Source organism: Methylocaldum sp. RMAD-M (genome assembly GCF_017832375.1).
Lineage (GTDB): Bacteria > Pseudomonadota > Gammaproteobacteria > Methylococcales > Methylococcaceae > Methylocaldum.
Genome location: NZ_JAFIBZ010000004.1, coordinates 254373 through 267926, shown reverse-complemented (window position 1 = coordinate 267926; position 13554 = coordinate 254373). Strand labels below are relative to the sequence as shown.

General features: G+C 56.8%; 17 protein-coding genes and 1 other RNA gene. 10 read left to right on the top strand and 8 right to left on the bottom strand.

Going from position 1 to position 13554, the window contains the following annotated elements; genetic code table 11:
• Positions 1 to 472: 472 nt before the first annotated feature.
• Positions 473 to 931 (bottom strand): EVE domain-containing protein, encoded by a 459-nt coding sequence (locus JOD69_RS06405; protein ID WP_077732608.1) that lies wholly within the window; start codon positions 929 to 931, stop codon positions 473 to 475.
• A gap of 51 nt (positions 932 to 982) precedes the next feature.
• On the opposite strand from JOD69_RS06405, the gene JOD69_RS06400 reads away from it, so the two are divergent.
• Positions 983 to 1198, top strand: a complete 216-nt coding sequence (locus tag JOD69_RS06400; RefSeq protein ID WP_077732609.1) for a hypothetical protein — start codon at positions 983 to 985, stop codon at positions 1196 to 1198.
• Between the two features lie 21 nt (positions 1199 to 1219).
• Complete coding sequence (locus JOD69_RS06395) at positions 1220 to 1789, top strand: Uma2 family endonuclease (protein WP_077732610.1); 570 nt, start codon at positions 1220 to 1222, stop codon at positions 1787 to 1789.
• A gap of 56 nt (positions 1790 to 1845) precedes the next feature.
• Here the strand turns inward: JOD69_RS06395 and JOD69_RS06390 are convergent, their stop codons facing one another.
• From JOD69_RS06390 to JOD69_RS06375, 4 genes are all read right to left on the bottom strand, one after another.
• Positions 1846 to 2448: a 5-formyltetrahydrofolate cyclo-ligase gene (locus JOD69_RS06390; RefSeq protein ID WP_077732611.1), complete on the bottom strand. Its 603-nt coding sequence runs from the start codon at positions 2446 to 2448 to the stop codon at positions 1846 to 1848.
• An 80-nt stretch (positions 2449 to 2528) separates the two neighbouring features.
• Positions 2529 to 2714: non-coding RNA, 6S RNA (gene ssrS / locus JOD69_RS06385), on the bottom strand.
• Positions 2715 to 2775: 61 nt separating this feature from the next.
• The gene (locus JOD69_RS06380) at positions 2776 to 3075 is read right to left on the bottom strand and encodes a cell division protein ZapA (protein ID WP_077732612.1); all 300 of its coding nucleotides are present in this window, start codon (positions 3073 to 3075) and stop codon (positions 2776 to 2778) included.
• On the bottom strand, positions 3075 to 3299 hold the full coding sequence (locus JOD69_RS06375; protein ID WP_077732613.1) for a TIGR02449 family protein: 225 nt from the start codon (positions 3297 to 3299) through the stop codon (positions 3075 to 3077). The genes JOD69_RS06380 and JOD69_RS06375 overlap by 1 nt, the downstream gene beginning before the upstream one ends.
• Before the next feature lie 103 nt (positions 3300 to 3402).
• Between JOD69_RS06375 and JOD69_RS06370 the strand changes: the two genes are divergently transcribed.
• Genes JOD69_RS06370 through ubiH form a run of 3 tightly spaced genes read left to right on the top strand, consistent with a single transcriptional unit; the run spans position 3403 to position 6455 of the window.
• A complete protein-coding gene (locus tag JOD69_RS06370; protein ID WP_077732614.1) occupies positions 3403 to 3939 on the top strand; it encodes a UPF0149 family protein in 537 nt (178 codons plus the stop codon).
• A 12-nt stretch (positions 3940 to 3951) separates the two neighbouring features.
• Positions 3952 to 5268: a Xaa-Pro aminopeptidase gene (gene pepP, locus JOD69_RS06365; RefSeq protein WP_077732615.1), complete on the top strand. Its 1317-nt coding sequence runs from the start codon at positions 3952 to 3954 to the stop codon at positions 5266 to 5268.
• Complete coding sequence (ubiH, locus tag JOD69_RS06360) at positions 5265 to 6455, top strand: 2-octaprenyl-6-methoxyphenyl hydroxylase (protein WP_077732616.1); 1191 nt, start codon at positions 5265 to 5267, stop codon at positions 6453 to 6455. The genes pepP and ubiH overlap by 4 nt, the downstream gene beginning before the upstream one ends.
• 14 nt (positions 6456 to 6469) lie before the next feature.
• On the opposite strand, the gene JOD69_RS06355 is transcribed toward ubiH, so the two are convergent.
• Positions 6470 to 6781, bottom strand: coding sequence for a hypothetical protein (locus tag JOD69_RS06355; protein ID WP_210023815.1), 312 nt, complete (start codon positions 6779 to 6781; stop codon positions 6470 to 6472).
• A gap of 225 nt (positions 6782 to 7006) precedes the next feature.
• Between JOD69_RS06355 and JOD69_RS06350 the strand changes: the two genes are divergently transcribed.
• Positions 7007 to 7453 carry a hypothetical protein gene (locus tag JOD69_RS06350; protein ID WP_077732618.1) on the top strand — a complete coding sequence of 149 codons (447 nt, stop codon included), beginning with the start codon at positions 7007 to 7009 and terminating at the stop codon, positions 7451 to 7453.
• A gap of 49 nt (positions 7454 to 7502) precedes the next feature.
• Here JOD69_RS06350 and rsmI read toward each other — a convergent pair whose 3' ends face one another.
• Positions 7503 to 8372: a 16S rRNA (cytidine(1402)-2'-O)-methyltransferase gene (gene rsmI, locus JOD69_RS06345; protein ID WP_240506860.1), complete on the bottom strand. Its 870-nt coding sequence runs from the start codon at positions 8370 to 8372 to the stop codon at positions 7503 to 7505.
• Between the two features lie 37 nt (positions 8373 to 8409).
• Between rsmI and JOD69_RS06340 the strand changes: the two genes are divergently transcribed.
• From JOD69_RS06340 to JOD69_RS06325, 4 genes are read left to right on the top strand one after another with little or no spacing between them, the layout of a single operon-like run.
• A complete protein-coding gene (locus JOD69_RS06340) occupies positions 8410 to 10305 on the top strand; it encodes a penicillin-binding protein activator (RefSeq protein ID WP_168183766.1) in 1896 nt (631 codons plus the stop codon).
• 10 nt (positions 10306 to 10315) lie between these two features.
• Complete coding sequence (locus JOD69_RS06335; RefSeq protein ID WP_086133674.1) at positions 10316 to 10678, top strand: YraN family protein; 363 nt, start codon at positions 10316 to 10318, stop codon at positions 10676 to 10678.
• A 41-nt stretch (positions 10679 to 10719) separates the two neighbouring features.
• Positions 10720 to 11307 carry a phosphoheptose isomerase gene (locus JOD69_RS06330; protein ID WP_077732015.1) on the top strand — a complete coding sequence of 196 codons (588 nt, stop codon included), beginning with the start codon at positions 10720 to 10722 and terminating at the stop codon, positions 11305 to 11307.
• A 4-nt stretch (positions 11308 to 11311) separates the two neighbouring features.
• Positions 11312 to 12700 carry an FAD-linked oxidase C-terminal domain-containing protein gene (locus tag JOD69_RS06325; RefSeq protein WP_086133675.1) on the top strand — a complete coding sequence of 463 codons (1389 nt, stop codon included), beginning with the start codon at positions 11312 to 11314 and terminating at the stop codon, positions 12698 to 12700.
• Between the two features lie 10 nt (positions 12701 to 12710).
• On the opposite strand, the gene nadC is transcribed toward JOD69_RS06325, so the two are convergent.
• On the bottom strand, positions 12711 to 13541 hold the full coding sequence (nadC, locus tag JOD69_RS06320) for a carboxylating nicotinate-nucleotide diphosphorylase (protein WP_086133676.1): 831 nt from the start codon (positions 13539 to 13541) through the stop codon (positions 12711 to 12713).
• Between the last annotated feature and the right edge of the window lie 13 nt (positions 13542 to 13554).

The window sequence follows — 13554 nt, the reverse complement described above, 5'->3', positions numbered from 1 at the left end:
GCCTCATCATTTTTCGGCTTTCGCGTCTTCACGGCAAAAGAAAGTTACATTAAACAGCTCTGCTCGCTGGGATTGGACAACCGTGTATTCGTACCCGAGCTTGAGAGCGTTGCGCGAACTGGTGCCGTTTCCCCGGGGTGCCTTTTCGCTTGGGTCGACGGGAATCTCAATTCGGTCGATTTCTATGCCGAATGGGAACTACCGGGCCGGGAGGTACCGGAAAAAATCTATTACTCCGAATTTCTTCACACCGACCGCATCGTCGAGGTATTCCACGATCTGGCATATGTTCGGCGCTGCAGCCGGTCATTCGGCAGAAACGGACGATCAGGCTTTCCAGAGCGATTACCTCAAGCACGATTTCTATCATCTGATTTCTCGTCCCGCCCAGACACACCATTGTTTTCGGGTACGGCTGGAGAAGACGGCAAGCCATATCATATCCCGGCACAAAGGCATCCAGTGGGAGTGTTTATTCCAGCGACAAAATATACGTCCACTGCGCCTCGGTAACCGGCATGACGGACAGCCGGTTGCCGCGGCGAACGAGCGCCAGACCGTCGAGTTCCGGCCGGTCTTTTAGTTCGCTTAAAGTGATAGTGCGTTTGAGCTTGCGGACGAACTGCACATCCACCATAAACCACCGCGGATCATCCGGCTTGCTGCCGGGATCGTAATGCTTGTTATCGGCGTCAAACGCGGTGAAATCCGGATAGGCTTCACGCGAAATTTTCGCGATGCCGACGATGCCCGGCGTATCGCAATTAGAATGGTAAAAAAACACCAGGTCCCCCACTTTCATTTCATCGCGCATCATATTTCGCGCCTGATAATTGCGCACGCCGTCCCAGTGCTCGATCTGATGAGGCCGTTTCTCCAGGTCGTCGATGCTGAACTCCGAAGGTTCGGATTTCATCAACCAGTAACGCATCTGTCTTCCCCCCGCGAAAAGTAATTTCTCAATAACGTTATTAACTACAGCATGTTAGCGGAAGTGGCCGTCTTAAAACATCCTGACGCGGCAGCAAAAACCCCATTGTTCACGCGAAAAAGAGATCTGTGGAAAATGGCTGCTGTAGTCCGCCAGCATGGTCCGACGCTGCTCGAATTTCCGTCCCAGCGGCCCGTCGAACATTGGGAGGCCGATACAGCGGGGACTCAACTGTTGGTCGAGCCGGTGGATAATGACTATGTTTGACGTAAAGAACGGAGGTAACTGATGTCCGCCGTAATTCAGGAATCGAGCCCGTATGAGCGCTTGCTGGCGCTGCCGGAAAATCTGGTCGGAGAAATCATCGGCCGAGAACTGTACACCCAGCCCGGCCGAGCCGGGCCTCATGCTTCAGTCGCCCCTGTGCTCGGGATCGATATCGGTTCAGCCTATCATCGCGGCCGGGGCGGTCCGGGCGGTTGGTGGATCATCGATGAGCCGGAATTCCATTTCGTCCGCGATACCGAAGTGCTGGTCCCCGATATCGCCGGTTGGCGCCGCGAGCGCATGTCGAGCTTGCCGGAAGACCATCGCTTCGAGGTGGTTCCGGACTGGGTGTGCGAAATCCTTTCGCCGACGCCCCAGAAAAAGGATAGGGTCACAAAAACGAGAGCTTACGCGCGCTACGGCGTAGCGTTTTTGTGGCTTGTTGATCCCCTGGCGCGGATTTCGGAAACCTATGCCTTGGCCGACGGGCAGTGGACCGTAACCGGCTTATACCAGGACCACGACGAAGTTTCCGCTGCACCCTTCGAGGCCGTCACGATCGCCCTCAGCGACCTGTGGGCCGGTTCCTGACCACCTCTTTTCGTCCCGCCTCCAGCGCGTCAGCCGCTGCCACATTGCACTTTATCTTAACGACAGAGGTCGTCGAACAGGTAATAAGCCTCTTCGGTAATCACGCCATTCAGCGGCACATCCCAAGGCTGCGCCGGTATTTGGTCCCATTTCTGGCATTCGAACGCCAGGCCGATGAGAATCGGCGTGCGCGGTTGATTTGCATTCTTAAGATAAGCGAACGTACGGTCGTAATAGCCGCCGCCCATACCGATGCGGTTACCGAAAAGATCGAAAGCCACCAGGGGAACGAACGCCATATCCAGCATCCACGGCTCAGTAATCGTATCTTCCCCGATAGACGGCTCGGGAATCCGAAATTTATTCGGAGTCAACGCCGTGCCCGGCCCGTAATGCCCGAACCATAGCGAACGCTGGGGCGACGAACGGAGAATCGGTAGGTAACACGCTTTGCCACATGCCCACAAGCTCTCGATAATAGCCTGGGTTTCGACCTCGCCGTCGTTACTGAGATAAGCCGCGACATGCTGGCCGCGTTCGGCAATCGGCGATGTAATGAAGCGTTCCGCGATGCGGAGACTCTTCTTACTAGCCAATACGAGCGGCATGCTTTGTCGAAGAGCTCGACTCTGGCGCCGGATATCCGCCGGAAGATTCATTCAGATAGATCGGATGAAACTGGCGAGTGCATATTCGCACATCCAGCAAAGGGAGTTCCTCTAGAACGAGGAGAAGTGAAGTATTCCCCGCCTGCGCCGTAAACCGCTTTCGCCCTTGAACCGGAAGGTTCAGGTGGGAGCGTAGGAACGGCGAATTAGGCTTTCCGCTCGGAGCGGACTTGCGCACATCGCTCGTTCGATGGTTCCCGGGGTTTTAGATTAGGCTCAAGAAGTAACCCAGCTGCTTTCGCACGCCGCAGGGAATACGTGAATCAAATTCTACTAGGTCGACAAATTGATGCAATACGTATCAGCGCCGAAACAGCTTTAATCCGTATCCAGGGCTGCGTCTAGCCTTTCGTGCAGCGACGAAAAGCGATCCCGCAAATCCTGCGATAACAATTTGTTCTGCTGTTGCGCTTGTAATAGCTCATGCGCGATATTCAGCGCTGCCATCACGGCAATGCGTTCGGTGCCGATCACGCGGCCGGTACCGCGTATTTGACGCATTTTTTCATCCAAATAACGTGCTGCAATCAAAAGATCGTGCTGTTGGTCTTCAGGGCAGGAAATAGGATATTCCTTGCCGAGGATCTGAACTTTAATCGGCGGATTCATTTCGCTCATCATTCGTGTCCTATGGATTTCAGGCGGGAAATCATCGCTTCAACGCGACTCTTCGCCATCTCGGTTTTATCGGATAGTTGCACCCGCTCTCGCATCCATTCGTCTAACGTGGACTTCAGCACCTGATTTTCATCACGTAGCCTTTCGCACATGGCGGCCAGTGAATCGATCTTATTTTCCAATCGTACTAGCTCGGCATCCAAATCAAACATATCGGCTATCATGATTTTGGAGCCTTAAAGATGGGGTTAAACTTCGGTGCTAGCTTTCGATCCGGCTATTCGAAGTGTTAGCATAAAGAATTAGAGCAGGGTCGACAAGGCTGGAATGAGCAACGATTTATCCTATCAGAATGTCCAGGACGTCGTCCTGAACAACGACTCGGCGGCTAGCGCAGCCGAAGTGCATGGGGTGCTATCGGGATTGCTGTGTCTGAACAGCCAGACCGATTGCGATCAGTGGCTGGAAGCCGTTTTCGGCGAAAGCAGGACCAACCTTAACCCGGCGGAACATGCCTTGCTTTCGGCGCTGTGCGAGACGACTCGGCACCAATTGGACGATTTCGACTTTTCGTTCGAGTTGCTGCTGCCGGATGACACGCTCCCCCTGAGTGACCGCGCCAATGCTTTGGGAGAATGGTGCCAAGGTTTTTTATACGGCCTCGGTTATCGATCGGATGGTGCCGACTGGCCGGGAGAAAGCACCGAAGTCCTCCACGACCTTCTGGAAATCTCCCGCCTGAGTCCGGATTCCGCCGGAGAGTCGGACGAAGTGGCTTATGCCGAGATCACGGAATATGTCCGCATCGGCGTACAGTTGATCCGTACCGAATTGCAACAGCAACCGCCCTCGCGACTTCACTGATATTGCAAACTCATGCTTCAACCGAGCGAATTCAAACAGCGCCGTAAACAGCTAGCGCGCCGTATCAAGAAGAAAAGCGTAGCTCTGATCGCGAGTGCGTCTGCGAGCGTACGCAACCGGGATGTGGAATATCCGTATCGTCAAGACAGCGATTTTCATTATCTGACCGGATTCGACGAACCCGAAGCGGTGGCCGTCTTCGCCCCCGGCCGAAAACAAGGGGAGTACATTCTTTTTTGTCGCGAATTCGATCGTGAAAAAGCGATCTGGACCGGAAGGCATGCCGGGCTCGAGGGCGCTCGCAACGCATTCGGAGCGGACGAAGCATTCCCCATTGATGAACTGGACAAGGTTTTGCCCGGCCTTCTGGAAAATCGCGAGCGGGTTTATTTCCCCATCGGGCACGATCCGAAGATCGATCGTCAGGTGTTTTCCGCGGTAAACAACGTGCGGGCGAGAGTCCGTACCGGTGTACGTGCGCCGTTCGAATTCGTATCTCTGGAGCATCTGCTTCATGAGCAGCGCCTGATCAAAACGTCGCATGAAATCCAATTGATGCAGAAGGCCGCCGAGGTTTCGGTACGCGCTCATAAACGCGCGATGTCAGTCTGTAAACCGGGAAAGTACGAATATGAAATCGAAGCCGAGTTGCTCTACGAATTCACCCGGCATGGCATGCGAGCGCCTGCCTATCCTTGCATCGTCGCAGGAGGACACAACGCTTGCGTACTCCATTACACCGAAAACAAGGACGTACTGAAGGACGGCGACCTTCTTCTGATCGACGCCGGGGCAGAGTATGAAAACTATGCTGCTGACATCACCCGTACTTTTCCCATCAATGGAAGATTCAGCGAAAGTCAGCGACTCCTTTACGACTTGGTTCTGGAGGCCCAACTCGACGCTATCGAGCAGGTGCGTGCTGGCAACCGCTGGAATGCGCCTCACGATGCTGCCGTACACACCTTGACCAAAGGGCTGGTCAAGCTGGGTTTGTTGGAAGGGCGTGTTTCGAAGCTGATCAAGGACGAAGCCTACAAGAAGTTCTATATGCATCGAACCGGCCACTGGCTGGGCATGGACGTGCATGATGTCGGGGAATACCGGAGCGATGGCGAATGGCGTTCGCTGGAGCCCGGAATGGTATTGACGGTGGAACCCGGCCTTTATGTCGCGCCGGACTGCCATGACGTAGATCCCAAATGGCGCGGCATCGGCATCCGAATCGAAGATGATGTTTTGGTCACCAAAGACGGTTGTGAAATCCTCACGGCCGGACTGCCCAAAACGGCAGCGGAAATCGAAGCATTCATGGCGAATCCCGAATGAACCACGATTTCGATCTATTGATCGTGGGCGGCGGACTGGTCGGAGGTAGTCTCGCTCTGGCCCTGCGGGACGCGCCGCTTCGCGTGGGAATCGTCGAAGCGCTGACGGAAACCCAACGACAGGCCCTGACGGCCGGCGATCGCGCCTTGGCCCTAGCGCGAGGCACGGTCCAAATTCTCGACCGGCTCGGCGTATGGCAAGACGTGGCGCCCAAAGCCATGCCCATCCGTCATATCCATGTCTCCGATCGCGGCCGTTTCGGAAAAACGCGGCTGCATGCTCTTGAAAAAGGAGTCGACGCGCTGGGCCATGTCATCGTCGCCCGAACGCTGGAGGATCGCATTGCTCGGGAACTGCGCGGACTCGATGCGGAGCTGATATGCCCGGCGAGGGTCATCGGTCTCAAAGCAGGCCCGAATGGCGTGTGCGTCACCCTCAAGAAAGGCGAGGAGTGCCTCAATCTCACGGCCGCTCTGGTGGTTGCCGCCGACGGCGGAAATTCCACAGTGAGAAGGCTCCTGGGAATAGAACAAAACGTCCGGGACTATGGACAGACGGCGATCGTGACTGAAGTCAGCACGGAGGCAGATGTGAACTTCACGGCTTACGAGCGTTTCACGACCGCCGGCCCGTTGGCCCTGCTGCCCTTGGAGCGCAAAAAATGCTCGGTGGTCTGGACGATGAAGGATCAGGAGGCCGACGAACTCTTGAGTGAATCCGACGCGAACTTCACCGCAAACTTGCAGTCGGCATTCGGTTATTGGCTAGGGAAAATTCAACTGGCATCGCGACGGCAAGGTTTTCCGCTCAAGCTGATCCGGGCAGAGAAGATGGCGGACGACCGTGTCCTCTTGATCGGCAACGCGATGCATCAGGTTCACCCCGTTGCCGGTCAAGGCTTCAACTTAGGTCTCCGTGATGCGGCATCCCTGGCGGAGCGATTGCTCACCAAACTGGCGTTCAACGAAGATATCGGCGAAAAAGCGTTCCTCGATCGTTACGCCCGAGCCCGGCAGAGAGATCTGGCCAATACGATCCATTTTACCGACGGCCTGATACGGGCGTTCTGCACCGATTTTCCACCCTTCGCCTTGGCGCGTAATGCCGCCATGATCGCCCTGGATTGCTTCCCGCCGGCGAAGCGCTTGCTGGCTCGTCACGCGATGGGATATGGCTTTAGATTTTGAACGCTTGAATCACGCTATTCGAATTTTGGAAAAGAGCTATCCAATAGCCACTGCTTTTTTTCGACGTCAAAATGCCATTTTTGCTCGTCGGTCAGACTTTTTTCCACGAGCCGCTCATTATCGATATAGCGAATCTCGACGGTTTGCAGCACGATTGTCCCCTCGTTCTGCACCTTCCGGAATACTGAATCGTAGCCGGTAACTTTTATATTTTTGAGCGCCTTGAAATCAGGCGCCCGTTTCTGTTTGTCGGTCTGAAAATCCCAGGCTTTTTGGAAAGCTCCCCATCGAATAGCTGAACCATAGCTGTTCAGTGCCTCCTCCATTTTCATCACCCTCATGTCGTGGGCGCATGCTACAAGCGCAAAACTTAAACCGATCCATATTGTCCTGAAAACGCGATCTCGAGCCATAGAAGTACCCCAAATTAATAAATGATAAAAAGGCGCGAGGCAGGACTTTGACTTCGGCGTGACGCTGCGAGAGCTTTTGACATCAATGTTGCAGCGAGATTATATAATGTTCGCCCCCAATACTTTCGGAGATAAACAATGAAAATACTAGCCGGTCTTTTTCTGGCATTGCTTGCCGTCATTTACTTTCTGCCCGCGTTTATGTCGCGGTCCGACGAAATCAACGGGACCTCGCGGGAAGCGGTTTATAAATCGGCAATCCAAGTCAAACGCTACCTCAATACGGACGAACGCGTTTTGTTCGATACCGCCTTGGGAATTTTAGACAAAATCAAATCGGAAGAAGGACCGGATGCCTTCGTCAACACCGTGGACGGAAAGACACCCGACGAAGTCATCGAAATGGCGAAGCAAGAGGTCAACACCAAGATTGCAGCCGGCCATCCCGATTTCAAGCAATACACCTCGTGGGACGATATGATTCAGAAGCTGACCAATGGTAATGGAAGGAAGCCGTCCGCTCGTCCCAATGCCTCTTCCGATCACTCCTTACGCGACTCCGAGCGTCCGGATCGTCCTCAATAAATCGGCTCAAAGATCGACCTCCACTCACAGTTTCGCTAGACACGGCTAGTCAATCGGTCTTACGCCACTCTTCAGTCAATCGGAGCGCCGTCCGGTAAACCGTTTCCCGACGCGCTCCGGTGATCTTTACGGTCAAGGACACTGCCGTCTTGACCGAACAGTCCTCGAGCAGAATCCGCAATACTCGTTCCTCATCCACGGTAAGCCCTTCCGTCCTGCCGAGATCGGGCGCGCCTTCCAGTACCAGGACGAATTCCCCTTTTTCCATATTCGGATCGCTTTCGAGGAGCGAGAGCGCCTCGCCGACCCGTGTATCCACTATCGTTTCGAATAGCTTGGTCAACTCTCGGGCAATGACCAATCGCCGATCAGACGGAAAAATCGCCGTGATGTCCGCTACACTTTCGAACACGCGATGACTGGATTCGTAAAAAATCAGCGTTCTCGAATCATTCCGCAGGACCTCCAGGCTGGCCTTGCGCGCCGACGATTTTCGCGGCAGAAATCCCTCGAAGGCAAAACGGTCGGCGGGGAGGCCGGACGCCGAAAGGGCTGCGATGAGAGCACATGGCCCCGGAATCGGAACGACGCGAATACCTGCGGCCCGAACCGCCCGCACCAGGGGAAATCCGGGATCGCTGATCAGCGGCGTTCCGGCATCCGAGATAAGGGCAATGGACTCGCCCCGCTGCAAGCGTTCGACCAGCCGCAGCGAAGCGACATCCTCGTTATGCTCGTGGAATGCCGCGGTCGGCGTGGAAATCCCGTAGTGGTCCAGAAGCGGCCGGCTATGCCGGGTGTCTTCGCAAGCGATGAGATCGACTTGCTGCAGAACGTCGATGGCGCGGAACGTAATATCCCTTAGATTGCCGATGGGCGTCGCTACTAGGTATAGTATGCCGGGTTCTGTTTGCCTCACTATCAAACTCCTCGCTTTCTCGAACGGAATCCCGCCTATGTCTCTATTGATCCGCCTCTGTCTCGCTCTCCTCATACTGATGGCAGCCGCTTGCGCCCGCGACACCACCAGACGCGGAGCCATGGATGCGCGCGCCGCGCAGGCCGAAAGCCTGCTCCAGAGCGGCGACTCTGCAGGAGCGATGAGATTATTTCAGCAGCTCGCGGAAACGTCGGGCGATCCCGATTACTACCGGCTTCGAGCCGCCGATTCGGCTCTCCGGGCGGGCGATGGAAGAACGGCGAAACGGCTGGCCGATGCCGTCGCTCCCGACGAACTGGAGACCGTGGACCGGTACGATTACACGCTTCTGCAAAGCAGACTGGATCTCAACGTGGGCCGAGCACGGGAGGCCTTGGCCAAGCTCGATAACCTGCCCTCAGGGCGGCTGGAGCCGTCGCAAAAGGTGCATTATCACACACTGCGCGCTTCGGCTTATAACCAACTGGGCAACATGCTGGAAAGCGCCAGGGAGCGTGTCAGGCTCGGCCAACTTCTCACGCGTCCCGACGCTGTGCAGAAAAATAATGAGGCCATTTATGACGCGCTGAGCCGGATTCCCGAAAAAGTCCTGACCGCCATGCAACCTCCCCCGCCCGATATATTGGGCGGCTGGATGAATTTGACCCAGATCGTCAAGTCCACGCCTCCGGCCGGATTGAACACGGAATTGGCCAAGTGGCGGATTCGCTTTCCCGGACATCCCGCCGACGGGGCATTCCTGCAAGGGCTATTGAGCCAACGTCAAAGCCCGCCTCCGGGCCAGGCTCAAACGGGAACGACACCGCCTACGGCAGCCGCGCCCGGCTCCGGAGCGTTCATTGGCGTAATGCTGCCTCTGTCAGGTTCCTATGCTCCCGCTGCCCAGGCCCTGCGCACGGGCATGCTTGCCGCCTACTATGCGGATACCAATACCGCAAAGCCGCCTTTGCGGTTCGTCGACACCCAGTCGGGAGACATCTATCAGCTCTATCGGAAATTCGCCGATGGGGGCGCGAAAGTGATCGTCGGCCCCTTGATCAAGGACGACGTGGCCGTCTTGGCCAAAGCTGGGGATTTGCCCGTCCCCGTCCTAGGACTCAACCAAACGCCGGAGGTCAGCAATGACCGGGTCTATCAGTTCGGCCTCACCCCGGAGCACGAGGTCGAGCAAGCAGCCGGGAGCGCCTGGTTCGACGGTCGTCAGAGTGCACTGGTGCTGGCGCCGGCGAATCAGTTCGGCCAGCGCATGATCAAGCACTTTGCGGCCTATTGGAACCAGCTCGGGGGGAACATTCGTGCGATCAAGACCTATCCGTATCACGGCGAGGATTTCACCGCCTCGGTAAGAGAACTGATTTCCGCGGCACCTTCTGCCACGCATGCCCAGCTTTCCTTCCCGACCGTTCCGTCGGTCACCAAACAAGGCGCGGATTTCATCTTTCTCATCAGCGACGCCCGCGATGCTCATCTGATTCTGCCTCAAATCGCCTTTCACAATGGCGAGCATCTCCCGGTCTACGCTACTTCTCACGTGTACGGCGGCAGGGCCGACTCGGAAGCCGATCGAGATTTGAACGGACTGATTTTCTGCGACATTCCGTGGTTACTCGATCCGGCCGAAAGTGGTCCACTGTCCCATCAAGCGCTGAGCAAGCAGATTCAACAAACGCCGTCGGATTACGTGAGACTTGTCGCGCTGGGGATCGATGCTTACCGTTTGCTTCCGGAACTCGAACGATTCAAGACAGAACCGCAGTTTCGGTACACCGGCGCGACCGGCACGCTCTCGCTGGGCACCGGCAACCGCATTCAGCGCCAGCTCCATTGCGCCCAATTTGAAGACGGAGTTCCGCAACCACGGGGAATCGCACCGCTTCTGAAACCGGGCGATAGTGCTCCGGGGCTCCGGTAAAGGCGCTGAAATGACCACCCTTGGCCAGGCCAAAGGGCGTATCGCCGAGGAAGAAGCGCTGACTTTTTTGCAGACCCATGGCCTGCGGCTGATAGAGCGCAATTACCGCTGCCGATACGGTGAAATCGATCTGATTATGGAAGACGGGTGCGCCATCGTGTTTGTGGAGGTCCGCTATAGGGGAAGTATCCAGTTCGGCGGTGCACTGGAGAGCGTGGATCGGCGCAAGCAAGCAAAGCTGTTGGCAAGCGCCGCCCACTTTCTTCGGGAAAAGCGGATAGATCGGCCGGCTCGTTTCGATGTGGCGGCGCTGGCCCCCGCAAACGGCGGGCTTGCTGTAAAATGGGTGAAAGATGCTTTTCAGGCGACTTAACCGATTTTAAGGTTTTCGCTACGCAACCTTGATAGCAGGGCATGAATTTACAAGAACGAGTCTTTCGTCAATTCGAGACCAGCGTTGAAGCAAGCCGCGAATCGCTGGCCAGGCTCGGAGAGATCATCGAAATTGCCGGAGTCAGGCTGGCTCAGTGTTTACTCAGCGACGGCAAAATTCTTTGTTGCGGCAACGGCGGATCGGCAGCGCAAGCGCAGCATTTTTCTTCCGAGATGCTGAATCGCTTCGAGCGGGAGCGCCCCGGCCTGCCCGCTATCGCGCTCACTTGCGACACATCGACCTTGACCTCGATTGCCAACGATTATCGGTTCGACGACGTTTTCGCCAAGCAAATCAGAGCCTTGGGCCACAGCAACGATCTTCTCGTCGTCTACACCACCAGCGGCAATTCCTCCAGTATTTTGAGCGCGGTTACTGCCGCCCATGATCGGGACATGTCGGTGCTGGCCCTGAGCGGCCGGGACGGCGGAGCGCTGTCGCCCTTGCTGCTGGAAACCGATATCGAGATCCGCGTACCCTCGGAGACGACGGCCCGAATACAGGAAGTCCACCTGCTGATCACGCACTGCCTGTGCGATTTGATAGACCACCAATTGTTCGGGGACTGATTTCTTGGCTTTACCCAGCGCCTTTTTGAACCGGTTGGCGCAAATTTTCCCACCCGGCTCGCTTTACACGGACCCCGCCGATTGCTGGGCTTACGGCTACGACAACAGCCGCCGTCAAGCTCTGGCGGAAGCGGTCGTTTTCCCGACCAGCCACACCCAGACGGTCGAACTGGCCCGCTTGTGCAACGAGCATCGGGTGCCTTTGACCGCGCGCGGCCGCGGCACCGGCACGACCGGCGCGACAGTGCCTTTACGGGGTGGAGTTGTGGCTTCGTTCGAGCGGATGAACCAGATTGTGGAATTCTCGCCGGGCAACCGCTACATCGTCGTCGAACCGGGCCTGACCAATCAGGCGCTACAGGACTTTCTCAAACCGCACGGCTTCTTCTGGCCGCCCGACCCGACCAGCGCCGCCTTTTGCAGTGTAGGCGGGAATCTCGCCTACAATTCCGCCGGCCCACGCGCGGTGAAATACGGCACTCCCCGCGAAAACACCCTCGCCTTGCGAGCTGTGACCGGTTTGGGGACGGAGATCCGTACGGGCGTCTTCACCACCAAGGGCGTCGTCGGGTACGATCTGACCCGGCTGCTATTGGGCTCGGAGGGAACGCTTGCGCTGATTACCGAGGCGACGCTCAAGCTGACGCCGTTGCCCGAAGCCAAACGCACCATGCGGGCGATCTATGCCGATTTGGACCATGCTACGGAAGCCATCACCCGAATCATGGCTCAACCTGCGGTTCCTTGCGCCCTCGAATTCATCGATGGAAACGCAATCGAACTGATTCGCCGTTACTCTCGCGCCGACTTGCCGGAGCGCGCCGGTGCTTTACTAATGGTCGAAGTGGACGGATTTGCCGAGGGAATGGCGGTACAGATCGAGAGCGTGCGGCGCGCTGCTCAAAACGAGGGGCTTCTGGAGTTTCGCGTTGCGGCGACCGCCGATGAAGTCGAAGCCTTATGGCAAACGCGCAAGGCACTGTCGCCGGCGCTGCGGAAGGTCGCGCCGAAGAAAATCAACGAAGACGTGGTAGTGCCCGTCACCGAGTTGCCTTTGCTGATCGCCGGACTAAACGAGCTGTCGCAACGGTATGACTTGGCGATCGTCAACTTCGGCCATGCGGGAAACGGGAACATTCACGTCAACCTGCTGTTCGATCCCGCCAAACCCGGCGAAACCGAAAAGGCCCACGAATGCCTGGGGGAGATCTTTTCGCTGGTGCTGCGGCTGCGCGGTACCTTGTCCGGCGAGCACGGCGTCGGTCTCGAAAAGAGGGATTACGTTGACCGGGAAATCGACACCGGCGCCCTGGAATTGATGCGCGCCGTCAAACGTCAATTTGATCCGAACGGCATTTTGAATCCCGACAAAACCTTGCCTTTGGCCGACTGACTCGCAGAGCTCAGGCGGTAATCGAGATCCGCATCGACAAATCGGTTGCTCGAACATTCTTGGTCAGGGCACCGACCGAAATATAATCCACCCCGGTCTCGGCGATCTGCCGGATGGTATCCAGGGTCACGTTGCCGGATACCTCGAGCTTGGCACGACTTGCGGTTGTGGTAACCGCTTCCCGCATCATCGCAATCGTGAAATTATCCAGAAGAATCCGCTCGGCGCCGACCGCCAAGGCTTGCTTCAATTCATCGAGATTTTCCACTTCGACTTCGATCGGCACGTTAGCGCCCAGGGCTTTCGCGGCGTGCACGGCTTTTTCGATGGACCCGCAAGCCAGGATATGGTTTTCCTTGATCAAAATGCCGTCGTAGAGTCCCATCCGATGGTTATCACAGCCGCCGCAGCGGACGGCGTATTTCTGTGCCTTCCTGAGGCCGGGAATGGTCTTGCGAGTGTCGAGGACCTTCGCCTTGGTGCCGTCCACGGCTTTGGCATAAGCACGCGCCAAGGTCGCGGTGCCCGACAGAGTCTGTAGAAGATTGAGCGCCGAGCGTTCGCCGGTCAGGAGCGCTCGGGCGGGGCCGCGCATCGCGCACAGCTCGGCGCCCGCCTCGACTTGTTCGCCCTCCGTCACCAGCCAATCGATTTGAACCGAACCGCCGAGCCGGGCGAAAACGGCGGCGAACCAGGCCTGCCCGCACAGCACCATGGACTCGCGGGTGATCACGCGCGCTCTCGCCGTTGCGTGCTTCGGAACAATCGGAGCGGTCAAGTCGCCTGAACCGACATCCTCTTCCAAGAAACGGTCGATTTCGCTTAAATCCAACGGATACATCGTCACTTCCACC

Excerpts from the sequence above, each read along its gene's own strand:
- JOD69_RS06405 (WP_077732608.1), bottom strand. The coding sequence starts at position 931 with ATGCGTTACTGGTTGATGAAATCCGAACCTTCGGAGTTCAGCATCGAC.
- JOD69_RS06400 (WP_077732609.1), top strand. The coding sequence starts at position 983 with ATGTTAGCGGAAGTGGCCGTCTTAAAACATCCTGACGCGGCAGCAAAA.
- JOD69_RS06395 (WP_077732610.1), top strand. The coding sequence starts at position 1,220 with ATGTCCGCCGTAATTCAGGAATCGAGCCCGTATGAGCGCTTGCTGGCG.
- JOD69_RS06390 (WP_077732611.1), bottom strand. The coding sequence starts at position 2,448 with ATGAATCTTCCGGCGGATATCCGGCGCCAGAGTCGAGCTCTTCGACAA.
- JOD69_RS06380 (WP_077732612.1), bottom strand. The coding sequence starts at position 3,075 with ATGAGCGAAATGAATCCGCCGATTAAAGTTCAGATCCTCGGCAAGGAA.
- JOD69_RS06375 (WP_077732613.1), bottom strand. The coding sequence starts at position 3,299 with ATGATAGCCGATATGTTTGATTTGGATGCCGAGCTAGTACGATTGGAA.
- JOD69_RS06370 (WP_077732614.1), top strand. The coding sequence starts at position 3,403 with ATGAGCAACGATTTATCCTATCAGAATGTCCAGGACGTCGTCCTGAAC.
- pepP (WP_077732615.1), top strand. The coding sequence starts at position 3,952 with ATGCTTCAACCGAGCGAATTCAAACAGCGCCGTAAACAGCTAGCGCGC.
- ubiH (WP_077732616.1), top strand. The coding sequence starts at position 5,265 with ATGAACCACGATTTCGATCTATTGATCGTGGGCGGCGGACTGGTCGGA.
- JOD69_RS06355 (WP_210023815.1), bottom strand. The coding sequence starts at position 6,781 with ATGGAGGAGGCACTGAACAGCTATGGTTCAGCTATTCGATGGGGAGCT.
- JOD69_RS06350 (WP_077732618.1), top strand. The coding sequence starts at position 7,007 with ATGAAAATACTAGCCGGTCTTTTTCTGGCATTGCTTGCCGTCATTTAC.
- JOD69_RS06340 (WP_168183766.1), top strand. The coding sequence starts at position 8,410 with ATGTCTCTATTGATCCGCCTCTGTCTCGCTCTCCTCATACTGATGGCA.
- JOD69_RS06335 (WP_086133674.1), top strand. The coding sequence starts at position 10,316 with ATGACCACCCTTGGCCAGGCCAAAGGGCGTATCGCCGAGGAAGAAGCG.
- JOD69_RS06330 (WP_077732015.1), top strand. The coding sequence starts at position 10,720 with ATGAATTTACAAGAACGAGTCTTTCGTCAATTCGAGACCAGCGTTGAA.
- nadC (WP_086133676.1), bottom strand. The coding sequence starts at position 13,541 with ATGTATCCGTTGGATTTAAGCGAAATCGACCGTTTCTTGGAAGAGGAT.